This window comes from Desulfomicrobium aestuarii, assembly GCF_055385525.1.
In genome coordinates, this window is sequence record NZ_AP042427.1 from 392,202 (window position 1) to 417,214 (window position 25,013).

At 64.8% G+C, this 25,013-nt stretch carries 22 protein-coding genes; 11 read left to right on the forward strand and 11 right to left on the reverse strand.

Translation table 11 applies throughout. The features are described 5' to 3' along the window. Positions 1-41 precede the first annotated feature (41 nt). The gene (locus ACZ5AC_RS01760; RefSeq protein WP_464249246.1) at positions 42-3,248 is read right to left on the reverse strand and encodes a DEAD/DEAH box helicase; all 3,207 of its coding nucleotides are present in this window, start codon (positions 3,246-3,248) and stop codon (positions 42-44) included. A 363-nt stretch (positions 3,249-3,611) separates the two neighbouring features. Between ACZ5AC_RS01760 and ACZ5AC_RS01765 the strand changes: the two genes are divergently transcribed. Further along, positions 3,612-5,759 (forward strand): RelA/SpoT family protein, encoded by a 2,148-nt coding sequence (locus ACZ5AC_RS01765; protein ID WP_464249247.1) that lies wholly within the window; start codon positions 3,612-3,614, stop codon positions 5,757-5,759. Between the two features lie 290 nt (positions 5,760-6,049). Here ACZ5AC_RS01765 and ACZ5AC_RS01770 read toward each other — a convergent pair whose 3' ends face one another. Genes ACZ5AC_RS01770 through ACZ5AC_RS01785 form a run of 4 tightly spaced genes read right to left on the reverse strand, consistent with a single transcriptional unit; the run spans position 6,050 to position 9,338 of the window. Then, on the reverse strand, positions 6,050-6,475 hold the full coding sequence (locus ACZ5AC_RS01770; RefSeq protein WP_464249248.1) for an FKBP-type peptidyl-prolyl cis-trans isomerase: 426 nt from the start codon (positions 6,473-6,475) through the stop codon (positions 6,050-6,052). Positions 6,476-6,509: 34 nt separating this feature from the next. Further along, a complete protein-coding gene (locus ACZ5AC_RS01775; RefSeq protein WP_464249249.1) occupies positions 6,510-6,869 on the reverse strand; it encodes a hypothetical protein in 360 nt (119 codons plus the stop codon). Then, positions 6,841-7,731, reverse strand: coding sequence for a zinc dependent phospholipase C family protein (locus ACZ5AC_RS01780; protein WP_464249250.1), 891 nt, complete (start codon positions 7,729-7,731; stop codon positions 6,841-6,843). Before ACZ5AC_RS01780 ends, ACZ5AC_RS01775 begins: the two co-directional genes overlap by 29 nt. 11 nt (positions 7,732-7,742) lie before the next feature. Next, positions 7,743-9,338 (reverse strand): peptide chain release factor 3, encoded by a 1,596-nt coding sequence (locus ACZ5AC_RS01785; RefSeq protein WP_464249251.1) that lies wholly within the window; start codon positions 9,336-9,338, stop codon positions 7,743-7,745. 190 nt (positions 9,339-9,528) lie between these two features. On the opposite strand from ACZ5AC_RS01785, the gene ACZ5AC_RS01790 reads away from it, so the two are divergent. The 4 genes from ACZ5AC_RS01790 (at position 9,529) to ACZ5AC_RS01805 (ending at position 12,412) form a co-directional block, all read left to right on the forward strand. Continuing rightward, positions 9,529-9,768, forward strand: coding sequence for a hypothetical protein (locus tag ACZ5AC_RS01790; RefSeq protein ID WP_464249252.1), 240 nt, complete (start codon positions 9,529-9,531; stop codon positions 9,766-9,768). Between the two features lie 176 nt (positions 9,769-9,944). Further along, positions 9,945-10,622 (forward strand): DUF533 domain-containing protein, encoded by a 678-nt coding sequence (locus ACZ5AC_RS01795; RefSeq protein ID WP_464249253.1) that lies wholly within the window; start codon positions 9,945-9,947, stop codon positions 10,620-10,622. A gap of 37 nt (positions 10,623-10,659) precedes the next feature. Next, positions 10,660-11,646: a TIGR00266 family protein gene (locus tag ACZ5AC_RS01800; RefSeq protein ID WP_464249254.1), complete on the forward strand. Its 987-nt coding sequence runs from the start codon at positions 10,660-10,662 to the stop codon at positions 11,644-11,646. 127 nt (positions 11,647-11,773) lie between these two features. Beyond that, a complete protein-coding gene (locus tag ACZ5AC_RS01805; protein WP_464249255.1) occupies positions 11,774-12,412 on the forward strand; it encodes a hypothetical protein in 639 nt (212 codons plus the stop codon). Between the two features lie 74 nt (positions 12,413-12,486). Here ACZ5AC_RS01805 and ACZ5AC_RS01810 read toward each other — a convergent pair whose 3' ends face one another. After that, positions 12,487-14,148 carry an aminotransferase-like domain-containing protein gene (locus ACZ5AC_RS01810; protein ID WP_464249256.1) on the reverse strand — a complete coding sequence of 554 codons (1,662 nt, stop codon included), beginning with the start codon at positions 14,146-14,148 and terminating at the stop codon, positions 12,487-12,489. On the opposite strand from ACZ5AC_RS01810, the gene ACZ5AC_RS01815 reads away from it, so the two are divergent. Beyond that, a complete protein-coding gene (locus ACZ5AC_RS01815; protein ID WP_464249257.1) occupies positions 14,057-14,983 on the forward strand; it encodes an EamA family transporter in 927 nt (308 codons plus the stop codon). The genes ACZ5AC_RS01810 and ACZ5AC_RS01815 overlap by 92 nt on opposite strands. 1 nt (position 14,984) lies before the next feature. On the opposite strand, the gene ACZ5AC_RS01820 is transcribed toward ACZ5AC_RS01815, so the two are convergent. Further along, positions 14,985-15,938, reverse strand: a complete 954-nt coding sequence (locus ACZ5AC_RS01820) for a DMT family transporter (protein ID WP_464249258.1) — start codon at positions 15,936-15,938, stop codon at positions 14,985-14,987. 113 nt (positions 15,939-16,051) lie between these two features. Here ACZ5AC_RS01820 and pdxR point away from each other — a divergent pair, with 113 nt between their 5' ends. Together pdxR and ACZ5AC_RS01830 are read left to right on the forward strand one after the other, a co-directional pair. Then, on the forward strand, positions 16,052-17,506 hold the full coding sequence (gene pdxR, locus ACZ5AC_RS01825) for a MocR-like pyridoxine biosynthesis transcription factor PdxR (protein WP_464249259.1): 1,455 nt from the start codon (positions 16,052-16,054) through the stop codon (positions 17,504-17,506). A gap of 564 nt (positions 17,507-18,070) precedes the next feature. Continuing rightward, a complete protein-coding gene (locus ACZ5AC_RS01830) occupies positions 18,071-18,658 on the forward strand; it encodes a transposase (protein WP_464249260.1) in 588 nt (195 codons plus the stop codon). Between the two features lie 45 nt (positions 18,659-18,703). Here ACZ5AC_RS01830 and ACZ5AC_RS01835 read toward each other — a convergent pair whose 3' ends face one another. Both ACZ5AC_RS01835 and ychF read right to left on the reverse strand, forming a co-directional pair. Then, positions 18,704-19,450 carry an RNA methyltransferase gene (locus ACZ5AC_RS01835; RefSeq protein ID WP_464249261.1) on the reverse strand — a complete coding sequence of 249 codons (747 nt, stop codon included), beginning with the start codon at positions 19,448-19,450 and terminating at the stop codon, positions 18,704-18,706. Between the two features lie 9 nt (positions 19,451-19,459). Next, positions 19,460-20,560, reverse strand: coding sequence for a redox-regulated ATPase YchF (ychF, locus tag ACZ5AC_RS01840; RefSeq protein WP_464249262.1), 1,101 nt, complete (start codon positions 20,558-20,560; stop codon positions 19,460-19,462). A gap of 421 nt (positions 20,561-20,981) precedes the next feature. Here ychF and ACZ5AC_RS01845 point away from each other — a divergent pair, with 421 nt between their 5' ends. The 3 genes from ACZ5AC_RS01845 (at position 20,982) to ACZ5AC_RS01855 (ending at position 23,671) form a co-directional block, all read left to right on the forward strand. Beyond that, positions 20,982-22,136, forward strand: coding sequence for a pyridoxal phosphate-dependent aminotransferase (locus tag ACZ5AC_RS01845; protein ID WP_464249263.1), 1,155 nt, complete (start codon positions 20,982-20,984; stop codon positions 22,134-22,136). After that, positions 22,133-22,327, forward strand: coding sequence for a ferredoxin (locus ACZ5AC_RS01850; protein ID WP_464249264.1), 195 nt, complete (start codon positions 22,133-22,135; stop codon positions 22,325-22,327). The genes ACZ5AC_RS01845 and ACZ5AC_RS01850 overlap by 4 nt, the downstream gene beginning before the upstream one ends. A 144-nt stretch (positions 22,328-22,471) precedes the next feature. Then, a complete protein-coding gene (locus tag ACZ5AC_RS01855) occupies positions 22,472-23,671 on the forward strand; it encodes a methyltransferase domain-containing protein (RefSeq protein WP_464249265.1) in 1,200 nt (399 codons plus the stop codon). 63 nt (positions 23,672-23,734) lie between these two features. On the opposite strand, the gene ACZ5AC_RS01860 is transcribed toward ACZ5AC_RS01855, so the two are convergent. Together ACZ5AC_RS01860 and ACZ5AC_RS01865 are read right to left on the reverse strand one after the other, a co-directional pair. After that, positions 23,735-24,028, reverse strand: coding sequence for a DUF5320 domain-containing protein (locus ACZ5AC_RS01860; RefSeq protein WP_464249266.1), 294 nt, complete (start codon positions 24,026-24,028; stop codon positions 23,735-23,737). 49 nt (positions 24,029-24,077) lie between these two features. Further along, the gene (locus ACZ5AC_RS01865) at positions 24,078-24,518 is read right to left on the reverse strand and encodes an iron-sulfur cluster assembly scaffold protein (RefSeq protein WP_464249267.1); all 441 of its coding nucleotides are present in this window, start codon (positions 24,516-24,518) and stop codon (positions 24,078-24,080) included. Positions 24,519-25,013 lie beyond the last annotated feature (495 nt).

A 25,013-nucleotide genomic window follows, 5' to 3' on the forward strand; every position in this document is an offset into this window, starting at 1 on the left:
GAAGCGGGGAAGGAGTCGCCCCCTTCCCCGCGTGTTCGGTTCTAGACTTCGAAGAGCATTTCCAGGTCCGACCTGGTGAGGCTCTTCCAGGCCGTCTGGCCGGGTATGATGGAGTCGGCGATGCCTTTCTTGGACTCCTGGAGCTTCAAAATCTTCTCCTCGACGGTGTTCTCGCAGATCATCTTGTAGGCGAAGACCTGGCGAGTCTGGCCGATGCGGTGCGTGCGGTCCGTGGCTTGGTCCTCCACGGCCGGGTTCCACCACGGGTCGTAGTGGATGACGTAGTCGGCCGAGGTCAGGTTGAGGCCCGTGCCGCCGGCCTTGAGCGAGATCAGGAAGATGGGGATCTCGGGCGTGTTGTTGAACTTGTCGACCTGCTCGAAGCGGTCCTTCGATGTGCCGTCGAGGTAGCAGAAGGGGATCTCGACCATGTGCAGCCAGTTGCGGATGATATGCAGCATCTGCACAAACTGCGAGAAGACGAGCACCTTGTGGCCGTCGTCGATGATGGAGGTCACCAGGTCCTTGAAGGCCTCGAACTTGCCCGAGGAGAGGTTGGCGTTGAAGCCGGGCATGTCGAGCTTTAAGAGCCGCGGGTGGCAGCAGATCTGGCGCAGCTTCAAGAGGGCGTCCAGAATGGAGATCTGGCTCTGGCCGATGCCCTTCTCGTCCACGTCCTGCAGGACCTGCTCTTTCAGCTTCTTGGCCAGGGCGGCGTAGAGGTCGCGCTGGTCGTCGAGCAGGGCCGAGTAGTAGATGTTCTCGACCTTGGGCGGCAGGTCCTTGGCCACCTCGTTTTTCGTGCGGCGCAGGATGAAGGGTTTGACGCGGGCCTTGAGGTACCCCAGGCTGTCGTCGTCGCCGTCCTTGATGGGCTTGACGAAGCCCTTCTGGAAGGAGGCCTGGGAGCCCAGGAAGCCGGGCATGAGGAACTCGAACAGGGACCACAGCTCAAGCAGCGTGTTCTCGATGGGCGTGCCCGACAGGCACAGGCGGAAGCGGGCCTGCATCTTGCGCACGCTTCGGGCCGTGATGGTGTTCGGGTTCTTGATGTTCTGGGCCTCGTCCAGGATGATGGCGTTGAACTCGAACTTCATCAGCTCGTCCAGGTCCCGGCGCAGCAGGGCGTAGGTCGTGATGATGAGCTCCGAGGACTCGATCTTCTTGAAGAGGTTCTCGCGCCGGGCGCCGTAGATAACCAGGCGCTTCATGTCCGGCACGAACTTCTGGGCCTCGCGTTCCCAGTTGGGCAGGACCGAGGTCGGCACGATGATGAGGTTGGGGCCCTTGTGCCCCTGTTCCTTCATGTACTGCAGGAAGGTCAGGGTCTGGATGGTCTTGCCCAGGCCCATCTCGTCGGCCAGGATGCCGCCGAAGTGGTACTCGCGCAGGAAGTTCAGGTAGCTGACGCCCTGCATCTGGTAGGGGCGCAGGGTGGCGGTCAGGCCCTTGGGCTGGGTGATCTGCTTGATCTCCTGGAAGTCGTTGATCTTGTCACGCAGCGTGTTCCAGAACCCGTCGGACGTGGTCTCGGGGATGTCCTCGAGGATCTTGTCCAGGACCGGGGCCTCGAAATTCTCGAAGCGCTTCTTGGGCGGCTTCTCGGGGTCCAGGCCCAGGGCGATGAGCTTGTGGCCGAGCTTTTCCAGCCACGACTCGGGCAGGCTCGTGTAGGAGCCGTCCTTCAGCTGCACGTAGCGCTTGCCCTGGGTCCAGGCCTTCCAGATCTTGTCGATGGGCACGGAGATGTCGTCGTACTCGACGTTTATCTCCAGGTTGAACCACTTGTCCTCTTCCTGGGTCTCCACCGTGGCCACGACGTTGGGGGGCGTCAGGCGGACCTTGTAGCGGGTCAGCTCCTTCTCGCCGTAGACGCGGTAGGCCTCGACCAGCTTGGGGTAGGCGTCGAGGAGGAAGGTGATGGCCTCCTCGGGCTCCAGGAACCACATGGAGCTGCTTCTGGGCTGGAAATTCATGTCCACCAGGGTCGTCAGCAGGGCCTCTTCCTCCTCCTGGTCGCGGCGGATGAGGAAGGACTTGCCCTCGAACTGGTAGCTGCCGGTCTGCAGGTCCTGGTTGGGGCCGGGCAGGCTGATGTCGCCGTGCTCGGTCTCGTAGATGTTCTGGATCTCGAGCGTCAGCAGGCTCCCCTCTTCGTTGAGGTAGAGCTTGGGGTTGTAGGTGGCCGGCACGAAGATGGGCTGCATGCGCTCCAGGAACTCGTCCTGGCCGTGCAGGTCCGAGGCCGGGATCTGGGTCCAGACCCGGTCCAGGAACTCCGAGATGTCGGCGTGGGGGATGACCGGAGGCGATGTGACCAGGTCCTGGATCAGGCTCGGGCGCAGGCCCGTCTGCACGGGGTAGAAGCTGTGCTTGAGACAGACCCACAGGGGCAGGTGGCCGTAGAAGGACACGTTCTGGTTCAGGATGGAGAAGGGCACCTTGCCTTCGCGGCCGAGCATGATGTCGAAGGTCAGGCCGTCGTCCGTGAACTTGGGGCGCAGCTGCAGCCGCATGGGCGTGCTCTCGATGCGCACGGGCTGTTCGGTCTCCTCCCAGAGCTGGTAGTACTCGTTCTTGATGGCCCAGAAGAACCAGGTCATGAGCCCGAAGGGGATCTCCACCCGGTGGCCGTAGTAGTCGAGATACTGGCCGATCTGCTCGCAGACCTTGGGCAGCTCGGGGGATATCTCGCACCAGTCGGGGTTGCGGACTATCTGCTCCAGGGTCACGGGGTTCTGGACCGTGGACAGTCCGGACTTGTTCTGGCGGGCGCGGAAGAACTCGACCTGCAGGCGGCCCGGTTCGGTGAAGAAGCGGTAGATGAAGTAGTGGTGTCCTGGTTCCGGTTCCAGGGCCGTGGAGAAGAAGTAGCGGAAGCTCTGCTTCCACTCGGACTTGATGGGCTGGGTCTCGGTCTCGCGTTTGACGTCCATCTTCGAGAGCAGGCCCAGGGCCGTGGCCGCCACGTGGCGGCAGATGCCGGAAAAGGAATCTTCGCAGTTGCAGTAGGAATGGACGCTGCCGTGGTCCAGGTTGATGCCCAGTTCGGACGTGTAGGTCTGGAACTCGTCTCCCTGGATCTGGCCCTCGACGTCCCAGGTTTCCTCGTCGCGGCGGACGTCGATCTTCTGGATGCCGCCGTCGGCAATGAGGTACTGGGCCCCGTCGCGGATATGCTCGGGGATGTTGTCAGACAAGAATGAGTTCAGGATGTGCTGAACGCGTGATTCGACGGAAGTAGGCATTTTGAGGGTTTATCTCCTAAAACCGCATTGGCGGCGATGTGGACCGTGTCCGCGCGGGGCGGCGGAAATCAAGAGCTGCCGGAGTTCGCACGGTACATCGGTCCATCTAATCAAATCAGAATTCTTTATCAAGAGCCGGGGGAACTTTGGGCGCATCTTTTTCCGGCTTGCCGGGAAAATACATGATCTGTTGCGCAGGCGCCCCGAATTGGTGGGGGCAATCCCGCCGGAGCGCTGGAAACGTATGACAACACGGCCCGAGCCCGCGGGGGAGGAAAGCGAAAGAGAAGTTGACTTTTTGCAGGCCGAAGGCCAATTTCAGGCTGGAACCGACTCCATCCCCTTGGGGCCAAAGGACAAAACATGATCCGCATTACCGACATTCTGGACCAGGCGTCCACCTACCTCTCCCCGACGGATGTGGCGCTCATCCAGAAAGCCTATGTTTTCTCCGCCGCGGCCCATGCGGGGCAGATCCGCCTTTCGGGAGAGCCCTATCTGTCCCACCCCCTGGAGGTCAGCAATATCCTCGTGGACCTGCGCCTGGACGCGGCCACCATCGTGGCCGGCCTGCTGCACGACACGGTGGAGGACACGGACGCCTCGGTGCCGCAGATCGTGGAGCAGTTCGGGCCCGAGGTCGGCGCCATCGTCGAGGGCGTGACCAAGATCAGCAAGATGAATTTCGAGTCCAAGGAGCAGGCCCAGGCCGAGAACATCCGCAAGATGATCCTGGCCATGGCCGACGACATCCGGGTCATCCTCGTCAAGCTCGCCGACCGCCTGCACAACATCTCCACCCTGGAGTTCCAGAAGGAGTACAAGCAGCGCGCCATAGCCCAGGAGACGCTGGGCATCTACGCGCCCCTGGCCAACCGCCTGGGCCTCTACCGCATCAAGGTCCAGCTCGAGAACTACGGCCTGCGGTATCTGAAGCCCGACGTCTACGCCCAGATCTCCGAGGGCATCAACCGCTACCAGGAGCAGGGGCAGGCCTACATCGACAAGGTCTGCGCCATGATTCAGGACATCCTGGAGCAGAACGACATCAAGGGCCGCGTCAAGGGCCGCGTCAAGCACGTCTACTCCATCTACCACAAGATGAAGCAGCGCGGCCTGACCCTGGACCAGATCTTCGACATGATCGCCTTCCGCGTCGTGGTCAACAACCTTCGCGAGTGCTACACGGTGCTGGGGCTGGTGCACTCCCTGTGGAAGCCGGTGCCGGGCAAGTTCAAGGACTACATCTCCATGCCCAAGGCCAACATGTACCAGAGCCTGCACTCCACGGTCATCGGGCCCGACGGCGAGCGCATCGAGATTCAGATCCGCACCGAGGAGATGCACCAGCTGGCCGAGAACGGCGTGGCCGCCCACTGGTCCTACAAGGAGCGCGGCAGCAAGAAGGCCCAGGACGCCGAGCGCTTCAGCTGGCTGCGCCAGATCCTGGACTGGCAGGGCGACCTCAAGGACTCCCGCGACTTCATGTCCACCTTGAGCCTCGACCTCTTCCAGGACGAGGTCTACGTCTTCACGCCCAAGGGGCAGGTCAAGGAGCTGCCCGAAGGGGCCACGCCCGTGGACTTCGCCTACACCATCCACACGGAGGTCGGGAACCACTGCGCCGGGGCCAAGGTCAACGGCCGTATCGTGCCCCTCAACACGCCGCTCAAGAACGGCGACACCATCGAGATCATCACCGACTCCTCCCGCAACCCCAGCCGCGACTGGCTGCACTTCGTCAAGTCCGGCAAGGCGCGCTCGCGCATCAAGCACTGGATCGGCACCGAGGAGCGGGCCCGCAGCCTGGCCCTGGCCAAGGAACTCCTGGAGAAGGAGGGCCGGCGCATGGGCATCAACGTGGCCAAGGCCATCAAGAACGGTGAGTTCGACCCCGTCGTCAAGGAATTCTCCTTCCGCCAGCTCGACGACCTCTTCTCGGCCGTTGGGCACGGCCGCATCACGGCCCGGCAGGTCCTCCGCAAGCTCCTGCCCAAGGAGGAGCAGAAGCCCGAGGAGCGAAAGCAGGCCGACAAGGCGGCCCCGGCCAAGCCCAAGGACTCCTCCGACGCCATCAGCATCAAGGGCGTGGACGGGGTGCTCATCCGCTACGCCCAGTGCTGCAACCCCCTGCCTGGGGACCCCATCATCGGTTACATCAGTCGTGGCCTGGGCGTGACCATCCATACCCAGGACTGCCCCAACGTGGCCAACATGGAGGTCGAGCGCCTCATCGACGTCAGCTGGGGCGGCGAGGAGGAGTCCAAGGTCCTGCCGGCCAGGATCAAGGTCATCTGCAAGAACCAGCGCGGCGTGCTCGGCATGGTCAGCAGCCTTCTGGCCAAGGAGGGCATCAACATCGACTCGGGCCAGTTCACCTCGGGCGTGGACGGCATGTCGGAACTCGACTTCGTCATCGAGGTCAAGACCACGACCCAGCTTTACGGGATCATCGAGAAGCTGCGCAATCTCGAGTCTGTCCAAGAGGTGACGCGATCCTCGGCGGGGTGAGATAGGGGGCCGTGACGCTCACGGCGTCAGGAACAAGAAAGGGGTTTCGGCATGCGGCTGGAATCCCTTTTTGTCATGGTCTGAGGCTTTTTCGGGTAGAGGAGGTGCGTTGAAATGCATGGATTCCCGCCTTCGCGGGAATGACTCGATACTGACTCGTAACGATGTGTCATTTCCGCAAAGGCGGGAATCCATGGGCGAAGGTCCGAGCGTTTTCGTTTCGGATGGCGTCATTCCCGCGAAGGCGGGAATCCATGCCGTTTGTCCGAAACGACCGCGGTGGGGGGCGATCAGCCCACGCTGACCAGTTCGATCTCGAAGGTCAGGGCGAAGCCCGCCAGGGGGTGGTTGGCGTCGAGGGTGACGTCGGCGTCGTCGAGCTCCACGATCAGGGCCGGGATTTCGTTGCCGTCGGGGGAGCGCAGGATGAGCTGTTCGCCCAGGGCCGGCTTGATTTCCGCCGGGAAGGACGTGCGCGGGATGCGGATGACCATCTCCTCGTTGTGGGCGCCGTAGGCTTCCTCCTCGGGAATGGTCACGGTCACGCTCTGGCCGGGCTCCAGCCCGGTGATGGCCTTTTCGAAACCGGGAATGACCATGTCCTGGCCGAGGATGACTTCGAGGGGTTCGCGGCCCCGGGAGGAGTCGAACTGGGTGCCGTCGTCCAGGGTGCCGGTGTAGTGAACCAGGACCCTGGTTCCTGCTGCAAGTGCCATGATGCGTCCTTCTTCGGTAAGAGTGTTGGGAAAATTATCCGGCGCGTTCGAGGTCCCTGAGCCAGACCTCCAGGGTGTTGGGCTGACCGGCCTGATGGTCGTCGGGGTAGAGCAGGGCCGACATGTAGAAGACGCTGCCGATGTCCAGGCTGCGCCGGGCGCTCTGGGAAAACATGTCCAGCCGGTGTTCGACCATGGGCCGCCTTTCGGGGCTCACGGCCTCCAGCAGGGGGGCGGCGTCCTCGGCCATGTTCGCCAGGAGTTCCGCCTTGCGGCGCATGCCCGCGCGGTATCCGGCGTCGTCGCCCTTGTTGTGCAGGAGGTCCAAGGCGGTTTCCTCCGCCTCCCGGACCAGCCGGATCCGTTCACGCAGAAAATCGAGTAAACTCTTCATGGAGACCTCCGTGTTCTTTCAGACAGGCTTCAAGCCGCGTGTCCAGGGGGAAGATCAGTCCGTCCCCGTGAGCCGTGTAAAAGGAGCGTTGCCTGCGCTGGAAGCGGCGGATCTGGCTCAGGTTCGAGCTGCCGATGGGGTCGCATTCCAGAACCGCCGAACGCATGGGGTTCTGCAGCAGGTCGAAGACCAGATCCTGGGCGTAGGAGATGGCCTCGGTGATGAAGACCTTCTTGCTCGAAAACGGCAGCAGGTCCCGGAAGACGCGCAGGGAGTTCTTGTAGGTGCGCTTCTCCACCAGCCGCAGGCTCTGGCGGAAGATGCGTTTCTTGATGAAGAACGGGACCTTTTTCTGTCCCATGGTCGCCAACAGCGTGTCGTCGGCGTCGGGGTGCGGCACGCGGAATATCCGCGAAGCCTGCTTGCGCGGGCATTCGACCTGCAGGTCCGCGAGCATCTCCACATAGGTGTGGGAGAATTTGCCCCGTCCGGCCGAGAAACCGAGCATGTTGGGCACGAAGTAGTTGTGGGCGATGACATCTGCCGCCAGGTGGGACAGGTAGCCGTAGGCGTAGGCCTGAGTTTCGGCGCTTTCGGCCTGGCGCAGCAGGGCCCGCCCCATGTCCCAGTTGTGGGAGTGGGTCGGCGTGTAGGTGCAGCCCTTGCCGATGAAGATGTCGGCCGAGAGGCAGCCGTACAGGTACTGTTCCGGGTGGGCGGTCAGCGCCCCGGCCAGGGCCGGGGCGAAGAGGTGCAGGTGGGCCAGGACGTTGTTGCCGATGGCCATGTGCACGCCGGGCCCCCAGGCCAGGGCGTCCTGGGGGAGCAGAAGCAGAAGCAGGAAGGCGAAGAGAAGGGCCATGTTCCCCCGGGTCAGCTTTTTTCCCTGGTGGAGTGAAAGGTGATGTCCGGCCATTGCTCCATGATGTATTCCAGGCGCCAGGCGCTGTCCACCAACAGGGCAAGGTTGCCCTCGGAGTCCGTGGACAGGGAGTGGAGCAGCTCCTTCTGGAAGCGTCCGAGCAGGGACTTGTCGTCGGTGTGGACCCAGCGCGCGGCCGAGAGGTTGACCGGGGCGTAGATGGCGTCCACCGAATATTCATCTTTAAGACGCGAAACGATGACGTCAAACTGCAGCACGCCCACGGCGCCCAGGATGTAGTCGTTGCCGATCATGGGCCGGAAGACCTGCACGGCCCCTTCCTCGGCCAGCTGCTCCAGGCCCTTCTGCAACTGCTTGGCCTTGAGCGGGCTCTTCAGGATGACCTTGCGGAAATGCTCGGGCGCGAAGTTCGGGATGCCCGTGAACTTGAGCTCCTCCTTGGTCGAGAAGGTGTCGCCGATGCGGATGGTGCCGTGGTTGTGCAGGCCGATGATGTCGCCCGCGAAGGCCTCCTCCACGCCCGTACGGTCCTGGGCCATGAAGATGGTGGCGTTCGATATCTGCACGTCCTTGCCGATGCGGTGGTGGCGGATCTTCATGCCCTTGACGTACTTGCCCGAGCAGATGCGCATGAAGGCGATGCGGTCGCGGTGGGCCTTGTCCATGTTCGCCTGGATCTTGAAGACCACGCCCGAGAACTCCTCCTCGAAGGGCGAGACCTCGCGCGTCACGGCCGGACGGGGGCGGGGGTGGGGAGCCAGTTCGACGAAGGTGTCGAGCATCTCCTGCACGCCGAAGTTGTTGATGGCGCTGCCGAAGAAGACCGGGGTCTGGGTCCCGGCCAGGTAGCGCTCCACGGAAAAGGGGTTGCCGGCGCCTTCCAGCAGCTCCAGGTCGCGGCGCAGGTCCTGGGCCTGCAGGCCCAGCAGCTCGTCGAGCTTGGGGTCGTTCACGTCGTCGATGACCACGCCCTGCTGGATGCGGCCGCCGTGGGTGGCCGAGAAGAGGTGGATCTGCTTCTTGTAGATGGAGTAGGTGCCCTTGAAGCCCTTGCCCATGCCGATGGGCCAGCTTAAGGGGGCGCACTCGATGCCCAGGTGCTCCTCGATGTCGGCCAGCACGTCCAGGGGGTCCAGGCCGTCGCGGTCGAGCTTGTTGATGAAGGTCATGATGGGCGTGTTGCGCATGCGGCAGACGTCCATGAGCTTGCGGGTCTGGGCCTCGACGCCCTTGGCGCTGTCGATGACCAGCAGGGCCGAGTCAACGGCCGTCAAAACGCGGTAGGTGTCCTCGGAGAAGTCCTCGTGGCCGGGCGTGTCCAGGAGGTTCACGTCGTAGCCGTTGTACTCGAACTTCATGACCGAGGTGGTCACGGAGATGCCGCGCTCCTGCTCCATCTTCATCCAGTCTGAGGTGGCGTGGCGGGACGCCTTGCGCGACTTGACCGTGCCGGCCATGTTGATGGCGCCGCCGAAGAGCAGGAGCTTCTCCGTCAGGGTCGTCTTGCCCGCGTCCGGGTGGCTGATGATACCGAAGGTCCGGCGTTTTTCCACGTTCTGTCGAATTTCTCTTGCGAGTGCGCTCATGAGTCTCTCCCGATGCAATCTGGCCCTGTGCTGGGCCAAGGAGGCAGTAGGCGCGATATCGGGAACAGTCAAGGAAGGCCGGGTCCGTTCAAATTGTGAAAAATTTCGCCAATCCCTTGACCCCGCTTCCGGCTCTGCTATGCTGAACCAAAATACTTTCCTATCATTCAACCGGTTATGGAGGTGTGCCATGCAGTATGCGGAAAAGGATCTGCCCGTTCGGCTGCACGACGGGGAAATGCTCGTCCTGGACGACGGCAACGAGCTGCGCTGGGAGAGCAACGGCGAGGCCAAGGCGGTGTTTGTCGGGAGCAGCTTCGACGCCACCATGGAACTCTTCCCCGGCCAGGAGGAGACGGTCAACGTCGGCGGGAAGAATTTCGTCCTGACCGCCTTTTTCGAGGACGCCCTGGAGGTCAAGAAGGCCTGACGGGCCCGCGGCCTCCGGAGTTCGGCTCCCTCATCGGATGTGACAGGGGACGCATGTCGGTTCCCCGCGTCGGCGTGGCCGTTGCGGGGAACCGGCTTTTCCGGCCCCCTTCACGCCGGGGGCGGGCTGGGTTAGAGACTGCCTTGAGGCGGGAGCGTCCCGTCCGTGGAGGAAACATGATCGATGCGGAAAAAGTGCTCAAGGGGCTTCTGGGCAGCAAGGGGGCCCTGGGCGGCCTCGGAAAGGTGACGGGCGGCCTCGGCCGGGGCTCGCTGCCCGGCAAGGCCGCTGTGGGCCTGGGGCTTCTGGGCGTGGCCATGGCCGCCTTCGAACATTTTGCGGAGCAGAAGGGGGCGGCCGCACGGGGGCCGATCCCTGCGGGAGGCCCCGGCGTCCCTCCCCCGCCTCCGGCCGGCAGGGTTCAGGCCCCGCCCCCGCCGCCTGGCAGCGCGCCGACTCCGACCACTCTGACCCCGCCGCCCCCGCCGCCTGCAGCCGTGCCGGCCGACCCGGTGCTGCTGATCCGGGCCATGATCGCCGCGGCCAATGCCGACGGCGTCCTCGACGACACGGAGCGCATGCGCATCCTGGCCCAGCTCGAAGGCACGGGGTTGAGTGACGAGGAGAAGGACTTCCTGTCCGCGGAGTTCGGCGCCCCCAGATCCCTGGAGGAGATTGCCGCCGCCGTGGACGGGCAGGCCGCGGCGGCGCAGGTCTTCACGGTCTCGCTCATGGCCGTGGAGGCGGACACTCCCGAGGAGCGGGAGTATCTCGAAGCGCTGCGGACGGCTCTCAATCTTACGGACGAACAGGCCCGGTCCATCGCCCGGCGCCTCGGCCGGAGCTGTGCATAGGCCGGGGCCCGCGAACGTTTATTCCAGGAGAGGACGCATGTCACAATGGTATCTGAGTTTCGACGGACGCCAGGAAGGACCCTTCGACCTGGCCCAGGCCCAGGCCCGGGCGCGCATGAACCCCCAGGGCTTCGCCTGGCGCGAGGGCTTCGCGCAGTGGGTGCCCATCTCCCAGCTCGCGGAGCTGTCCCCGGACCGCCCCGCGGTCATGGCGCCCCCGCCGCCCGTCGGGCGCGGCACGGACGAGATCGACTTCAAGATCGTCGGGCACGAGATGCAGTTCGTGGAGATCGAACTCGACCCCGGCGAGAGCGCCGTGGCCGAGGCCGGGGCCATGATGTACAAGGACGAGGCCATCCACATGGAGGCCGTGTTCGGCGACGGCTCAGGGGCGGCGGGCAACTCGTTCATGGACAAGTTGCTGGGCGCGGGCAAGCGCATCATCACCGGCGAGAGCCTGTTCATGACGGTCTTCACCCACACGGGCCAGGGCAAGGGCCGCGTGGCCTTCGGCGCGCCGTACCCCGGCAACATCATCCCCCTGTCCCTGAGCACGGTGAACGGGACCCTCATCTGCCAGAAGGACTGCTTCCTCTGCGCGGCCAAGGGCGTGTCCATCGGCATCCATTTCCAGCGCAAGATCCTGACCGGGCTGTTCGGCGGCGAGGGCTTCATCATGCAGCGGCTGGACGGCGACGGGCAGGTCTTCATGCACGCCGGCGGCACGGTGGTGGAGCGGGCTCTGAAGCCTGGCGAGGTCCTGGACGTGGACACGGGCTGCCTCGTGGCCATGGAACGGACCGTGGAGTTCGATATCAGACAGGCCGGCAACATCAAGACCGCCCTCTTCGGCGGCGAAGGGCTCTTCTTCGCACGCGTCCAGGGTCCGGGCCGGGTCTGGCTGCAGTCCCTGCCCTTCTCCAGGCTGGCCGGCCGGATGCTGCAGTCTGCCCCGGGCATGGGCGGGTCCAAGGACGAGGGCTCGGTTCTCGGCCCCCTGGGCACGCTCCTCGGCGGGCGTTGACTCCGTTTGGACGGAACGCAAAACGGGCCGGGAGAGGACGACCTCCCGGCCCGTTTCGTGTCCCGGAGGGGCGCTTGCGGCCTTCCCGGCCATGGCGTAGAGCGCCATGAAAACAGGAGGTGCCCACATGAAGTGGTACGCATATTTCATCATGATCGCGGCCGTGCTGTGCGCGTCGGGGGCGGGGGCCGCCGAGACGCCGGCCGCGTCCCTGGCCAACGTGCAGCGGGCCATCGACGGCAACGACCAGGTGCTGCTCGAAAAGTACGTCGACGTGCGGGGGATCATCGCCCGCGGCGTGGACGTGTTCGTCAAGGACTACGCGGCGCACCCGGCCGGAGAAGGGGGAGACCCCATGCTCGACATGCTCTCCGGCGGGCTGGCGGCCCAGTCCGGCGCGGCCGCCGACCAGTCCATGAAGCTCATGCTCATCGAGGAGACGCGCAAGTTCGTCATCCGCGGCGTGGCCTCGGGCGATTTTTCCGGCCGGCCGTCGCAGCGGCAGGACCTGCCCGAGGGAGGCATCTTTTCCGTGCTCTTCGCCGACGTGTCCACGGCCCGCAAGGAACTGCGCGGCGTGCAGGTGCAGCCGCCCAAGGGGGACCTGGCCACGGCTTCGGCGACCATGTTCGACCACGGCAGCAAGCGCGGCTATCCGGTCAAACTGGGCCTCAAGCGCCAAGCCGAAGGGTATTGGAAGGTCACGGACGTGACGAACATGGCGGAGCTCATCCGCATCGTGCGCAAGGAGGCCGAAGCGCGTTAGGCCGGACACGCAGCAATCTCTGCGACACGGAAAAGCCCCGCCCAGCGGGGCTTTTCCGCGTTTTTGCCCCGGTTTCAGGGCCGGGCCAGCAGGCCCAGCCTCCGCACGGCGCGCTGCACCGGAGCGTCCATGATCAGCCCGCAATTGAGGCGGATGAAACGCTCGAACCTGTCCGTCATGCCGAAGAGCATGCCGGGGGAGATGCCGATCCCCTCGGCGGCGGCGCGCTGGAAGAGGGTCAGGCCCGTGACGGCGTCCTCGGGCAGTTCCACCCAGAGCATGAACCCGCCGCCGGGGCGCGTGGCCCTGGTGCCGGCGGGGAAATGCCTGGCCACGGCGTCTCGCATGGCCTCGACCTGGTCCCGCAGGGCCCGGGTCAGGCGGGCCAGGTGCCGCTCGTAAAGCCCTTTGTCCATATACTCCGCCACGGCCAGTTCCGTGGCCGACACACCGGCCAGGGTCGTCATGGCCTTGAGTTCGTGGATGACGGCCCCCTGGCCGCGGGCCGGCAGAACGTACCCCGTCCGGTACCCCGGGGCCATGGACTTGGAGAAGGACGAGACCATAGTCACGCCCCCGGTCCGGTCGAAGGCCTTGCAGGCCGGCGGGCGGGGGCCGTCGAAGGTGATGTCGCCGTAGACGTCGTCCTCGACCAGCGGCACGTTCCGGCGGGCCAGGAGTTCGGCCAGGGCGCGCTTGCCGTCCTCGGGCACGAGGCTGCCGTCGGGGTTGCTCCAGGTGGGGGAAAGGATGCAGGCCGAGATGCGGAAGCGGTCCAGGGCCTGCTCCAGGTCGCCGAGGTCGACGCCGCGCTCCGGGTGGGAAGGAATCTCCACCACGCGCAGGCCGAGCACCTCGATCATCTGCAGGAAGAAGTGATAGGCGGGCACGGCGATGAGCACCGTGTCGCCGGGGCGGGTCAGGGCGCGCAGGGCCAGGGCCAGGCCCTCGGTGGCGCCGCAGGTCAGGACGACCTCCTCCGGGGCGGCGCTGACGCCCGCCAGGGCGAGGCGGCGGGCGATCTGGCGGCGAAGCTCCGGGCAGCCGGGCACCGGGCCGTAGTCGGCGCTGCGCACGGCCTGCCTGCGGGCGCAGGAACCGAGGATGCGGGCCAGATCCGCCGCCGGGAGCAGGCGGCCGTCGATGTGGGCCAGGCCCAGGGGCAGGATGTCGCTGCGGCCCATGGCGTCCATGGCCCGGCAGACCAGTTCCCCGCGCTGCACGGCGCGCGCCACGGGCGGCTCGCCGGGGGGCATCCCGGCCCGCGGCAGGAGGGCCGGCCGCCTGCGCACGAAATAGCCGGACCTGGGCCTGGATTCCAGGACGCCGCGCCTCTCCAACTCGGCATAGGCCTGGCCGACGGTGGTCAGGGACATGCCCATGGAATGGGCCGCTTGGCGCAGGGACGGGGCGCGGGAGCCCGGCGACAGCTCCCCGGATTCGATCATGGACGTGATCCGCTGCGCGACCGCCTTGTACCGCAAACCTTCCGCATGCTCTCCAACTGCCTGCACAACTGCTCCATCTGTCATCATTGAAATTATGAATTCTGTATCTATCATCATGACAGATTCGCGGGCAATGTCCAGACCTGTCGCAACCTCAGCCACAGGGAAAGATTGATTTTCCCCGCACGGAGCACTCATGTCCGCGCAACAGCACATGTCCGGCCGCCACATTCTTCTGGCGCTGTCCGTCGTCCTGGTCTGGGCACTCAATTTCCTGGTCATCCGCATCGGGCTCAAGGACCTGCCGCCCCTCTTCTTCGCGGGCCTGCGCTTCGCCGTGACCGCCTTTCCCGCCGTGCTCATCTTCGGCAGGCAGGGGATGCCGTGGCGTCTCATCCTGGGGGCGGGGACGTGCGTCGGGGTGGGGTATTTCTCCCTGCTCTTCGTCGGCATGAAGCTCGGCATGCCGCCGGGTTTCGCGGCCCTGGTCTCCCAGGGGCAGGTCGTGTTCACGGTCCTTTTCTCCGCGACCCTGCTGCGCGAGACGCCCTCGCCCCGGCAGTCGGCGGGGATCGGCATCGCCCTGTGCGGCCTGGCGCTGGCGGGCTTCGAGCGCATGGGCGCCCTGAATCCGGCCGGGCTCGTCCTGGTCGTCATGGCCGCCCTCTTCTGGGGCCTGGGCAACGTGGCCATCAAGCGTCTGGGGCGGGGCCTGGCGGTGGACGGGTTCCGGCTGGTGCTGTGGATGTCGCTGGTGCCGCCCCTGCCCAACTTCCTCCTCTCGGCCTGGCTGGAAGAGGGGCAGTGGGCGCATCTGGCCGCCTTGAGCGGAAGCGGCCTCTTCGCCCTGGCCTACACGGCCTTCGCCTCGACGCTGTTCGGCTGGGGTGCCTGGGCCTGGCTGCTGCGGCGCTACAGCGCGCCGCAGGTCGCGCCGTTCTCGCTGCTGGTGCCCGTGGTGGCCCTGGCCATGTCCGTGGCCTGGACGGGGGAGGAGTTCAGCCCGCTGCTGGCCCTGGCCTCGGCCCTGCTGCTGGGCGGCGTGGGCGTGACGGTCTGCGAGCCCTGGCTGGCCCGCATCCGGCCGGCCCTGAGCGGGCCGATCGCGGTCTGGAGACGGTGAGCTATGCTTCCTGCAGCGCGGAAACCGGCGTTCGGCGCAGGTCGGCCAGCTTGATGGCGGCCACGCCCGAGAGGAGCAGGGCGCTGCCCAGGACCTGCACCGGCGTCAGGATTTCGCCCAGGACGAGGAAGGCGAAGACGGCCGTGAAGGCCGGTTCCAGGGAGACGATGATGTTGGCGATGCTCGCGTCGAGCAGGGTCAGGCTGACGTTGTAGAAACCGTAGCCGCCCACCGTGGGGATGGCGCCCAGCAGGATCATCACGGTCCAGCCGCGCACGCTGTCGCCCAGCCAGAAGAGGTCCGCGAAGCGCTCGGCCGATCCGGGGACGCTCCCGCCCGTCATGTTGATCAGGAAGAGGAACGAGCCGGCAAAGGCGAAGATGTAGAGGAGCGTGGTCCACGGCGAGATGCCGCGCTCGGAGGTCACGCGGCCCATGAGGCTGTAGGCCGTGTAGCACAAACCCGTCAGCAGCCCGGCCACGACGCCCAGGAGGTTGACCTGCCAGGTCGCGGCCTGCAGCGCGCCGGAAATGAGGGCGCAGCCGCCCATGCACAGGGCGATGGCCGTGATTTTCAGCCAGCCCATGCTCTCGCCCAGGAACTTCCAGCCCAGGACGGCGGTGTAGGCCACGGAGCAGTAGACCATGACCGTGGCCACGGCCGCGCCGTTGTTGGCCACGGAAATGGCCCACAGGCCGTTGAACCCGGCCAGCATCAGCCCGAACAGGGCCAGGAAGGGCAGGTGCGCCCGGTCCACGCGTAGCAGACGGGGGCTGGTCACGAGCATGACCGGGAGCAGGGTCGCGACCACGAAGACGTTGCGCCAGAAGGCCAGGACCAGAGGCGGCATGTCGAAGTTCGTGACCAGGTAGCGGATGAAGATTGAGGTCGTGGACAGGAAGACGGCGCTGACGAGGGCCGCGGTGTATCCTTGGGCGGAGCGGGACATGGCCATGGGGGATCTCCTTCTTGTGCAGGGCTGGAAGGTGGTCTAGAGGGAAATTGGCCCTGCAGGAAGGGGCAATTTTTTAGAAAAATGACCAGTCCAATTTTTCCCCGGAGAAAACAGTGCGTCTCGCCCTCGACTTCGAATCCGGACACCCCCTCTATGTTCAGATCGGCCGGCACTTCCGCGACGCCATCCTGTCCGACAACCTGCGTCCGGGCGTGCGCCTGCCGGCCGTGCGCACCCTGGCCGCGAGTCTCGGCGTGAACCGGGCCACGGTGGAGAGCGCCTATGCCGAGCTCGTGGCCGAAGGGCTCGTCGCCTCCCGCCAGGGCAGCGGTTTCTACGTGCTGGCGCACGCGCCGGGCGAACCGGCCGCGGCGTCCCGTTCCGGGGACTGGCCCGCCTGGCAGGGGCGCCTGCGGTACGGCGGCTACGAGGCCATGAGCGCCTACCTGCCCGAGGCCAGCCGCCAGACGGACTGGATCGCCCTGGACGGCGGGGCCTGCGACCCCAGGCTCTTCCCCATGGACGAGTTCCGCAGGCTGCTCGGGCAGGTCATGCGCCGGGACGGGGCCGCGGCCGTGGAGTACGGGGAGATCGGCGGCTACCGCCCCCTGCGCGCCACCCTGGCCCAGGTCCTGGCCAGCCAGGGCGTGCAGACGAGTGCGGACAGCATCCTCATCACCGCCGGTTCCCAGCAGGCCCTGTCCCTGGTGGCCGCGCTGCTTCTGTCGCCCGGCCAGGGCGTGGTGGCGGAGCGGCCGACCTATGCGGGCGCCCTGGACGTCTTCCGCGCCCGCGGCCTGGCCATCCACACCGTGGGCGTGGACGAGGACGGCATGGACGTGGACGAACTGGAGCATGTCCTCGAACGCCACCGTCCGGGCCTGATCTACACCATCCCCAATTTCCACAACCCCACGGGCGCCTGTCTCGACGGGCAGCGGCGCAGACGGCTCATCAGCCTGGCCGGGCGTTACGACGTCCCCATCCTGGAGGACGACTACGTCGGAGACATCCGCTACGAGGGCCGCGCCCAGCCCACCCTCAAGTCCCTGGACCCCGACGGCCGCGTCATCTACGTCGGCACCTTCTCCAAGATGCTCATCCCCGGCCTGCGCGTGGGCTTCGTGGTGGCCGACGGCCCGGTCTACGACCACCTGCTACGCTCCAAGCGCTGCCACGACCTGGCCACCTGCAACCTCATCCAGCGCGCCCTGCGCGAGTACGTGTCCGTGGGCCGCTACCATGCCCACCTGCAGCGCTCCTGCACGATTTACCGCCGCCGCCGGGACGCCATGCTGGCCGCACTGGAGCGGTACATGCCCGCAGGGTCGTCCTGGGTGCGCCCCAAGGGCGGCCTCTTCGTCTGGGCCAGGCTGCCGGAGGGCATGAAGGCCTCGGAGGTACTGCCAAGGGCCTGCGAGGAGGGCATGATTTTCGCACCGGGCGGGAATTTCCATCTCGACCCGGCCGAGGGCGAGGGATGTATAAGGCTGAATTTCGCCTCGAACAGCGAGGAGATCATCGAGGAGGGGATACGGCGGTTGGGACAGGCCATGAAGGGTGAATGATGCGTGGGTGTCAGGGCGATACGTCCCGAGGGCGTCCGGAAAATGTGCGGATCATGAACGATGCGTCGGTGCCAGGGCGATACGCCGTAGGGGCGAAAAATTTTTCGCCCCTACATGCGGACCATGGGAAAAACGGGGATGCCGTGGTGATGCGTCGTGGGGGGGCGTCCGTACAAAATGTGCCGATCATGGACGATGCATCGGTGCCAGGGCAATGCGCCGTAGGGGCGAAAAATTTTTCGCCCCTACAATTGGCGGTCGATGGTAAAAATGTGGATTCCGGGCCGATGCGTCGCGGGGGTCGTACAAAATGTGCGGATCATGGATGATGCGTGGGTGTCAGGGCGATACGGCGTGGGGGGGCGAAAAATTTTTCGCCCCTACAGATACGCGGGGGCGGTAAATCGTATGGGCAGGCCTGTCGTCAGCGCTGCGCATTTTATGCATATCGCCACGAATGCACGGATCGCCGGCGATATGGTTGTGTCTGTATTTTTGCCTTTGTGGCGACCTGGTCTTGACCGGATTTGTCGTGACGCGTCATGATTCCCGCCCGGAGGACTGATGCCGTACAATCCAAAAATTCATCACCGACGTTCCATCAGGTTGCCGAATTATGATTATTCCAGGCCTGGCGCGTATTTTGTGACCATATGTGTGCAGGGCAGGTCATGTCTATTTGGTGATGTGGCGGACGGAGAAATGCGGTTGAATGATTTTGGCCGCGTAACATGCGATTGTTGGAATGACATCCCGAAACATTTTCCACACGTTCAGCTGGATGCATTTGTGATCATGCCTAATCATGTTCATGGAATATTGGTCATTGCCGATTTCGCGGTACCCATAGGGGCGAAAAATTTTTCGCCCCTACACGGAACGTCAAAAACGATCGGATCTGTGGTGCGTGGATTTAAAATCGGGGTGACCAAATGGCTGCGGGCCAACACCGACATTCATGTCGTATGGCAACGCAATTATTGGGAACACATCGTGCGCGACGAACCGGAATTGAACCGCATCCGGGAATACATCGCCAGCAATCCCGTGCGCTGGGAAATGGACCGGTTGCATCCGGAACAGGGATTGCGGGAAACGCCGGCCGTGTATGGGGTTGGTCATCCGGCGGATGACGCGGATTGGATGGCGTAGGGGCGAAAAATTTTTCGCCCCTACAATCACGGGATTGTATCGCCCCTACGCCCCGCCGTTTTTGGCGATGCGCACGATGCGTTTCAGTTGCCGGCACAGGCCCATGAGCTGGTGGTATTCGTTCAGGCGCGGGTTGACCCGGTTCAGCAGACGCTTGATGGACAGCATGAAGTAGTCGGGGTTCTCGGGCTTGAGGTAGTCGATGTCGATGAGGGTTTCGCGCAGTTCCGTGAAGAGGATCTCGCGCTCCTCGTGGTTGATGTAGCGGTCCTTGGGCTGGCCGGCCGCCTTGAAGGGTTTGCCGAGGGCCTTCTTGAAGCACTCGTAGAGCACGACCATGACGGCCTGGCTCAGGTTCAGGGAGGTCAGGTTCTCCGTGGTGGGGATGGTCATGAGCTGGTTGCACTGATCCGTTTCGTCGTTGGTCAGCCCCCTGTCCTCGGGGCCGAAGACGATGGCCACGGTGCCGCCGGTGTTGCGCTGCTCGACGATGAGCGGCGCTGCTTCTTCAGGCGTATGGATGGCCTTGCGCCAGCCGCCCGTTCGGGCCGTGGTCCCGTAGGAGAAGGAGTAGGGCGCCAGGGCCTCGGCCAGGGTGGCGTGGATGCGCACGTTGTCCAGCAGGTGCCGGGCGTGGTGCGTGGCCAGGGGCAGGGCCTTGTCGATGTTCCAGTTCCACGGGTCCACGAGCACGATCTGGCCGCAGCCCATGTTCATGCAGGCCCTGGCCACGGACCCGATGTTCTCGGGGTACTTGGGCCGGAAAAGTATGACGTCGATGTTCTCGAGCACGGTTTTCCTCTACACGTTGAACAGGAAGTGGACCACGTCCCCGTCCTTCAGGACGTATTCCTTGCCTTCGACCCGCAGCACCCCGGCGGCGCGGCATTTGGCCTCGGTGCCGTGCTTGACGTAGTCGTCGAAGGCGATGACCTCGGCCCGGATGAAGCCGCGCTCGAAGTCCGTGTGGATGACGCCCGCGCCCTGGGGCGCCTTGGTGCCCTGGCGGATGGTCCAGGCGCGCACTTCCTTGGGCCCGGCCGTGAAGTAGGAGCACAGGCCCAGCATCTCGTAGCCCGTGCGGATGACCAGATCCAGGCCCGACTCGGTCACGCCGTAGGACGCCAGGAACTCCTGGGCCTCCTCGGGGCTGAGTCCCACCAGTTCCTCCTCGATGCGGGCCGAGATCTTCACGGCGCGGGAGCCGCGGGCCTCGGCCAGGGCGCGCACCTGCCGCACGTAGTCGTTGTCCTCGGCCAGCCCCTCCTCGTCCACGTTCATGCCGTAGATGACGGGCTTGAAGGTGATGAGCAGCAGGTCCTTGCGCAGTTCCTGGCCCAGGTCGCTTTTCAGCTCTTCGAGCTCGGAGGCGGGTTTGCCCGCGTTCAGGTGCGCGATGAGCTTCTGCAGCAGTTCGAACTGCACGCCCAGCTTCTTGTCGCCCTTGAGCTGCTTGGACAGGCGGTCGGCCTTGCGCTCGGCGGCCTGCAGGTCGGCCAGGATGAGCTCCGTGTCGATGATGTCGATGTCGCGAATGGGGTCCACCGAGCCGCTGACGTGGATGACGTCGTCGTTCTCGAAGCAGCGCACGACATGCAGGATGGCGTCGCACTCGCGGATGTTGGCCAGGAACTGGTTGCCCAGGCCCTCGCCCTGGCTCGCGCCCTTGACCAGCCCGGCGATGTCGATGAAGTCCACCGTGGCCTGGATGAGCTTCTGGGAATTCACCAGCTCGACGAGTTTGGCCAGGCGCGGGTCCGGCACCGGGACCACGGCCTTGTTGGGCTCGATGGTGCAGAAGGGGTAGTTGGCGCTTTCGGCGTTCTGTGCCTTGGTCAGCGCGTTGAAGAGGGTGGACTTGCCCACGTTGGGCAGACCCACGATGCCGATGCTCAGTCCCATGATATCTCCTTCATTCCCCTCTCTTTCGCAGGGTCGCCAGCGTGGTCCGGGCATGCGCGCGAGGCGCATCACCTCGAAGCAATGGTCTCGGGTGTCGGCCGGTGTCTGGTGTGTGGGAATGGTTTGCGTGCGAATTGTCCTGCGTCCGTTCCCGGGCGCGGAGTGGCGAAGCCATAATATGATCGCATCCGTGACGCAAGACGATATGTCGTGAGGGAAATCGGGCGGCTGCGCGCACTGCTAGGCTGGAAACGATTGAGGCTTGACGGGAAGGTGGGAACGATTTTTGACGATTTGTCAGTAAAGTGGAAAAATTTTTGACCACTTTGGCCGAGTGGCCGCGCAGCCCGCATGGATGCATTTGAGCTTTCCCCCGAACGGGTATAAGCGGCCCCTATCACAACTTGCGAGGGGGATTTTCATGAACGAATGCCGCATCAACCCGTGCTGCCAGGACCTCAGTTCCTTCAAGGTCATGGACGTGCTGGAGCGGGCCTGCGCCCTGGAGAGCCAGGGGCGGGACGTCGTGCACCTGCAGATCGGCGAGCCCGACTTCGACACGCCCGAGTGCGTCAAGGACGCCGCCTGCAAGGCCATCCGCGACGGCCGCTGCCAGTACACCCACTCCCTGGGCATCATCGAACTGCGCGAGGCCATCTGCGCCCACTACCATGCCAAGTACGGCGTGGACGTCCATCCCGACCAGGTGCTCGTCACCTCGGGCACGTCGCCGTCCATGCTGCTGGTCTTCTCGCTCCTGTGCAGGCCCGGCGAGCGGGTCCTGCTCTCGGACCCGAGCTACGCCTGCTACCCGAACTTCATCCGCTTCACCGGCGCCGTGCCGGACTTCGTGCCCGTGAGCGAGGCCGACGGCTTCCAGTTCCGCGTCGATCAGGTCAAGGCCCGCATGGGCGAGGACGTGCGCGGCATCCTGGTCAACTCGCCGTCCAACCCCACGGGCACGCTGGTCAGCCCCGAGATCTACCGCGGGCTGGCCGAGCTGGGCGCGCCGCTCTTCTCCGACGAGATCTACCACGGCCTGGTCTACGAGGGGCAGGAGCACACGGCCCTTGAGTTCACGGACAACTGCTTCGTCTTCAACGGCTTCTCCAAGCTCTACGCCATGACCGGCTGGCGCCTGGGCTACGTTATCGCACCCAGGGTCTACATGAAACGCCTGCAGACCATGCAGCAGAACTTCTTCCTGTGCACCAGCTCCATCGCCCAGTGGGCCGGGGTGGCCGCTCTGACCCAGGCCGGGGACGACGTGGCGCGCATGAAGGCCGTCTACGACCAGCGGCGCAGGTACATGATCGGGCGGCTGCGGGAGCTGGGCTTCGGCATCGAGGTCGAGCCGACGGGCGCGTTCTACGTCTTCGCCAACGCGAAGAAGTTCACGAACGACTCCATGCAGTTCACCTTCGACCTGCTGGAGAAGGCCGGCGTGGGCGTGGCCCCCGGCGTGGACTTCGGTCCCGGAGGCGAGGGCTACATCCGCTTTTCCTACGCCAATTCCATCGAGAACATCGAGGAGGGCATGCGCCGTCTCGAAAAATACCTGGGAGGCTTGAAATGAACATGGTCGAAGTGGCCCTGAACCGGCCGTGCTGTTCGGGCTGCCTGGCCTGCGTGGAGCTGGCCCCGGAGATTTTCGCCTACGACGAGGCCGCCCACGTGGCCGTGATCCTCAAGAACCCCTGCGAGGAAGACCTGGCCCGCAAGGTCGTGGCCTACTGTCCGGACGACTGCATCGAGGTCATCGAATAGGGATTGACGTAAACAGGCAATCAAAGGGCGCTCCATTCGGGGCGCTTTCTTGTTTTATGGGCAAGGCGCAACCGCTCCCTCCTTGACTGTCGAACCCTCCTTCTTATCAGGAATTGTTCTTTTTTAATTACACCGGAGGCAGTCATGACCGCCATTTCCAACGATACCCTGGCCAACATCCTGTTCCGCCTGCACTGGGAAGAGCATGGAGTGCGCCATGAAGACAGTTTTTATGCCCAGAACGTGAACCTGTGGCGAGATGTATTCCCTGCGGGGCTGGAGAAGGAAATTTTCGGCCTGGAGGAAGGGCGGTCCCGGCATGTGGACCTGAAGCCTGGAGTTCATGTGCCGGTGCGGGACATGCGCAAGGTCGTGACCGTGCCGCGCACGGCCTTCAAGGTCGCCCCGGACCTTCCCCCCATTGTCCCGACCCAGGGCCGTTTCTATCCCCAGGGCTTGCTGCGCGGCCTGCCCGGCATCTATCCGCAGAACATCCAGCCGTTTAGGGTCATCAATGCCGGCGAAGACACGCTGACCGTCGATCTGAACCATCCCCTGGCCGATGTGCAGGCGCGTCTCGAAATCACGCCTTTGGCCGTCTGGACCAAGCAGGCGGAGTTCGGCGGGCAGTGCCAGGACTGGATCTGCGCCCTGACCGATGGGCCGGGGCTCAAGCGCAAGGCGGACAGGGGCACGGATTTCGGCCTGGACGCGCCGCTGGATAAGCCGTTGGGAGAGGGCGACGCCGCTTTCTACGCCACGCCGCGCAAGGTGGCCCATGTGGACAGCCAGGCGCGTGAGAACATCGCCAAGCTCTATGCGCGCCTTTTGCCCGGCAGGAAAAGGGTTTTGGACCTCATGGCCGGCTGGCAGTCCCACCTTCCGGAAGGTATCACGGCCACGGGCCTGGGCATGAACGCGGAGGAGATGGGCGAGAATCCGGCCCTGTCGTCCCACGTGGTGCACGACCTGAACGCCGACCCGGCCCTGCCGTTCGCGGACCGCGCTTTCGACGCCGTGATCTGCAGCCTGTCCGTGGAATACCTGACCCGGCCCCTGGAGGTCTTCCGCGAGATCGCCCGCGTGCTCGAACCCGGCGGACTGTGCGTCATGGTCTTTTCACACCGCTGGTTTCCGGACCAAGCCGTGCGGATCTGGACCGAGATGCACGAGTTCGAGCGGGCAGGGCTGGTCACGGAGTATTTCCGCCGGAGCGGGGGCTTCAAGGATTTGACCACCCTGTCCGAACGGGGCTGGCCGCGGCCCATGGACGCCCGCGACCGCTACTATCCCCTGATCCAGCATTCGGATCCGGTGCACGCGGTCTGGGGCATTGTTAGCTGAAGGACGCGTCTCGGCCGCCCCGCAAAAGGCGAAGGCCGCTCCGTGTGGGGCGGCCTTCGTAGTCTATTCCATGTCCGCGAGGCGTTTCTGGATTGCGTCCAGTTGAGCCTGCAGCGCCTCGGCCCGGTTTTTCAGGTCCTGTTTCTCCATGGCCGGGTCAAATCCGGCGCGCGGTGCGAAGCGTCCCTGAACTCCGGCCGCAAAGAAACGGTTCCTGCAGCCCCGGCCGCCGAAACCCATCCCGCGGCCGTACCCGTAGCCGGCATTGCCCGGCATTGTCGCGCCGGAGCAGTACCCGGTTCCTCTGCCTGTCATGGCGCCCATTCCCATGGGCCCCGTTCCGTCACCAGCTGGCATGACGATCCTCCTTCCCGCGATCGCGCGGGAGCGGTTGTGTGGAAAAATGTCACCCGTCCTTGGGGCCGGGGTGCATGTGGCTGTTCACGGCCTCGTGCAGGGATGACGCCGCCAGGAACGCGCAGTGGTGATGGTCTTCCGGAATCTGCCCGGCCCGGGACAGGATTTCTTCGCCGGTGATGTCGAGGATCTCCTCGGCTGTCCTGCCCACGGCCATCTCGGCGGCTATGGAGCCGCAGACCACGCTCGGCCCGCATCCGTCCGTCTCGAAGGACGCGGCTCCGACCCGCTCGCCCTCGAACCTCAGGAAGATGGCCATGGAATCGCCGCAGGTTCCCCGCAGCAAGGACGAGCCGTCCGCGTTTTCCAGCGCTCCCCGGTTGGGGGGAGCGACCCAGCGTTGAAATGCCTCCTCGCCCCAGGCCGCCCTGGTGTCCTCGTTGATGGTCTCTTGCAGGACCGCGACAATGCGGTCGAAATCGTCGCTCATGTGCGCAGCTTCTCCTTGGCTCGTTTCACTCTGTGCCTCATGTGACCTTGCCGGTGTTCTTTCCACTGAAGCAACAGCGATGCCAGTTGGCGGAACACAGGTCAAATTTAACCAACGTTTCGGGATGAAAGGGCTTTTTCGCATCGAAGATGCAAGCTTGCGGTCAAGGGGCGCACCCGCGCAACCTTCGCCCACGGCAGGGTTGCAGCGGTGCAGCGTCGCCTGCGTCCCGTCAGCCCCAGGCACGGCTTTGGAGCAGGACCTTGGCGCTGGTTTCCGGATCTGGCCGTGCGGATCTGGACCGAGCTGCACGAGTTCGAGCGGGCAGGGCTGGTCACGGAGTATTTCCGGCAAAGGGGTGGGTTCAAGGACTTGTCCACCCTTTCGGTGTGCGGCTGACCGCGGCTCATGGACACACTGGCCCGCTACTATCCCATGATCCAGCATTCGGGTCCGGTGCATGCGGTCTGGGCAGTGAAGCCCTGACTGCTCGAC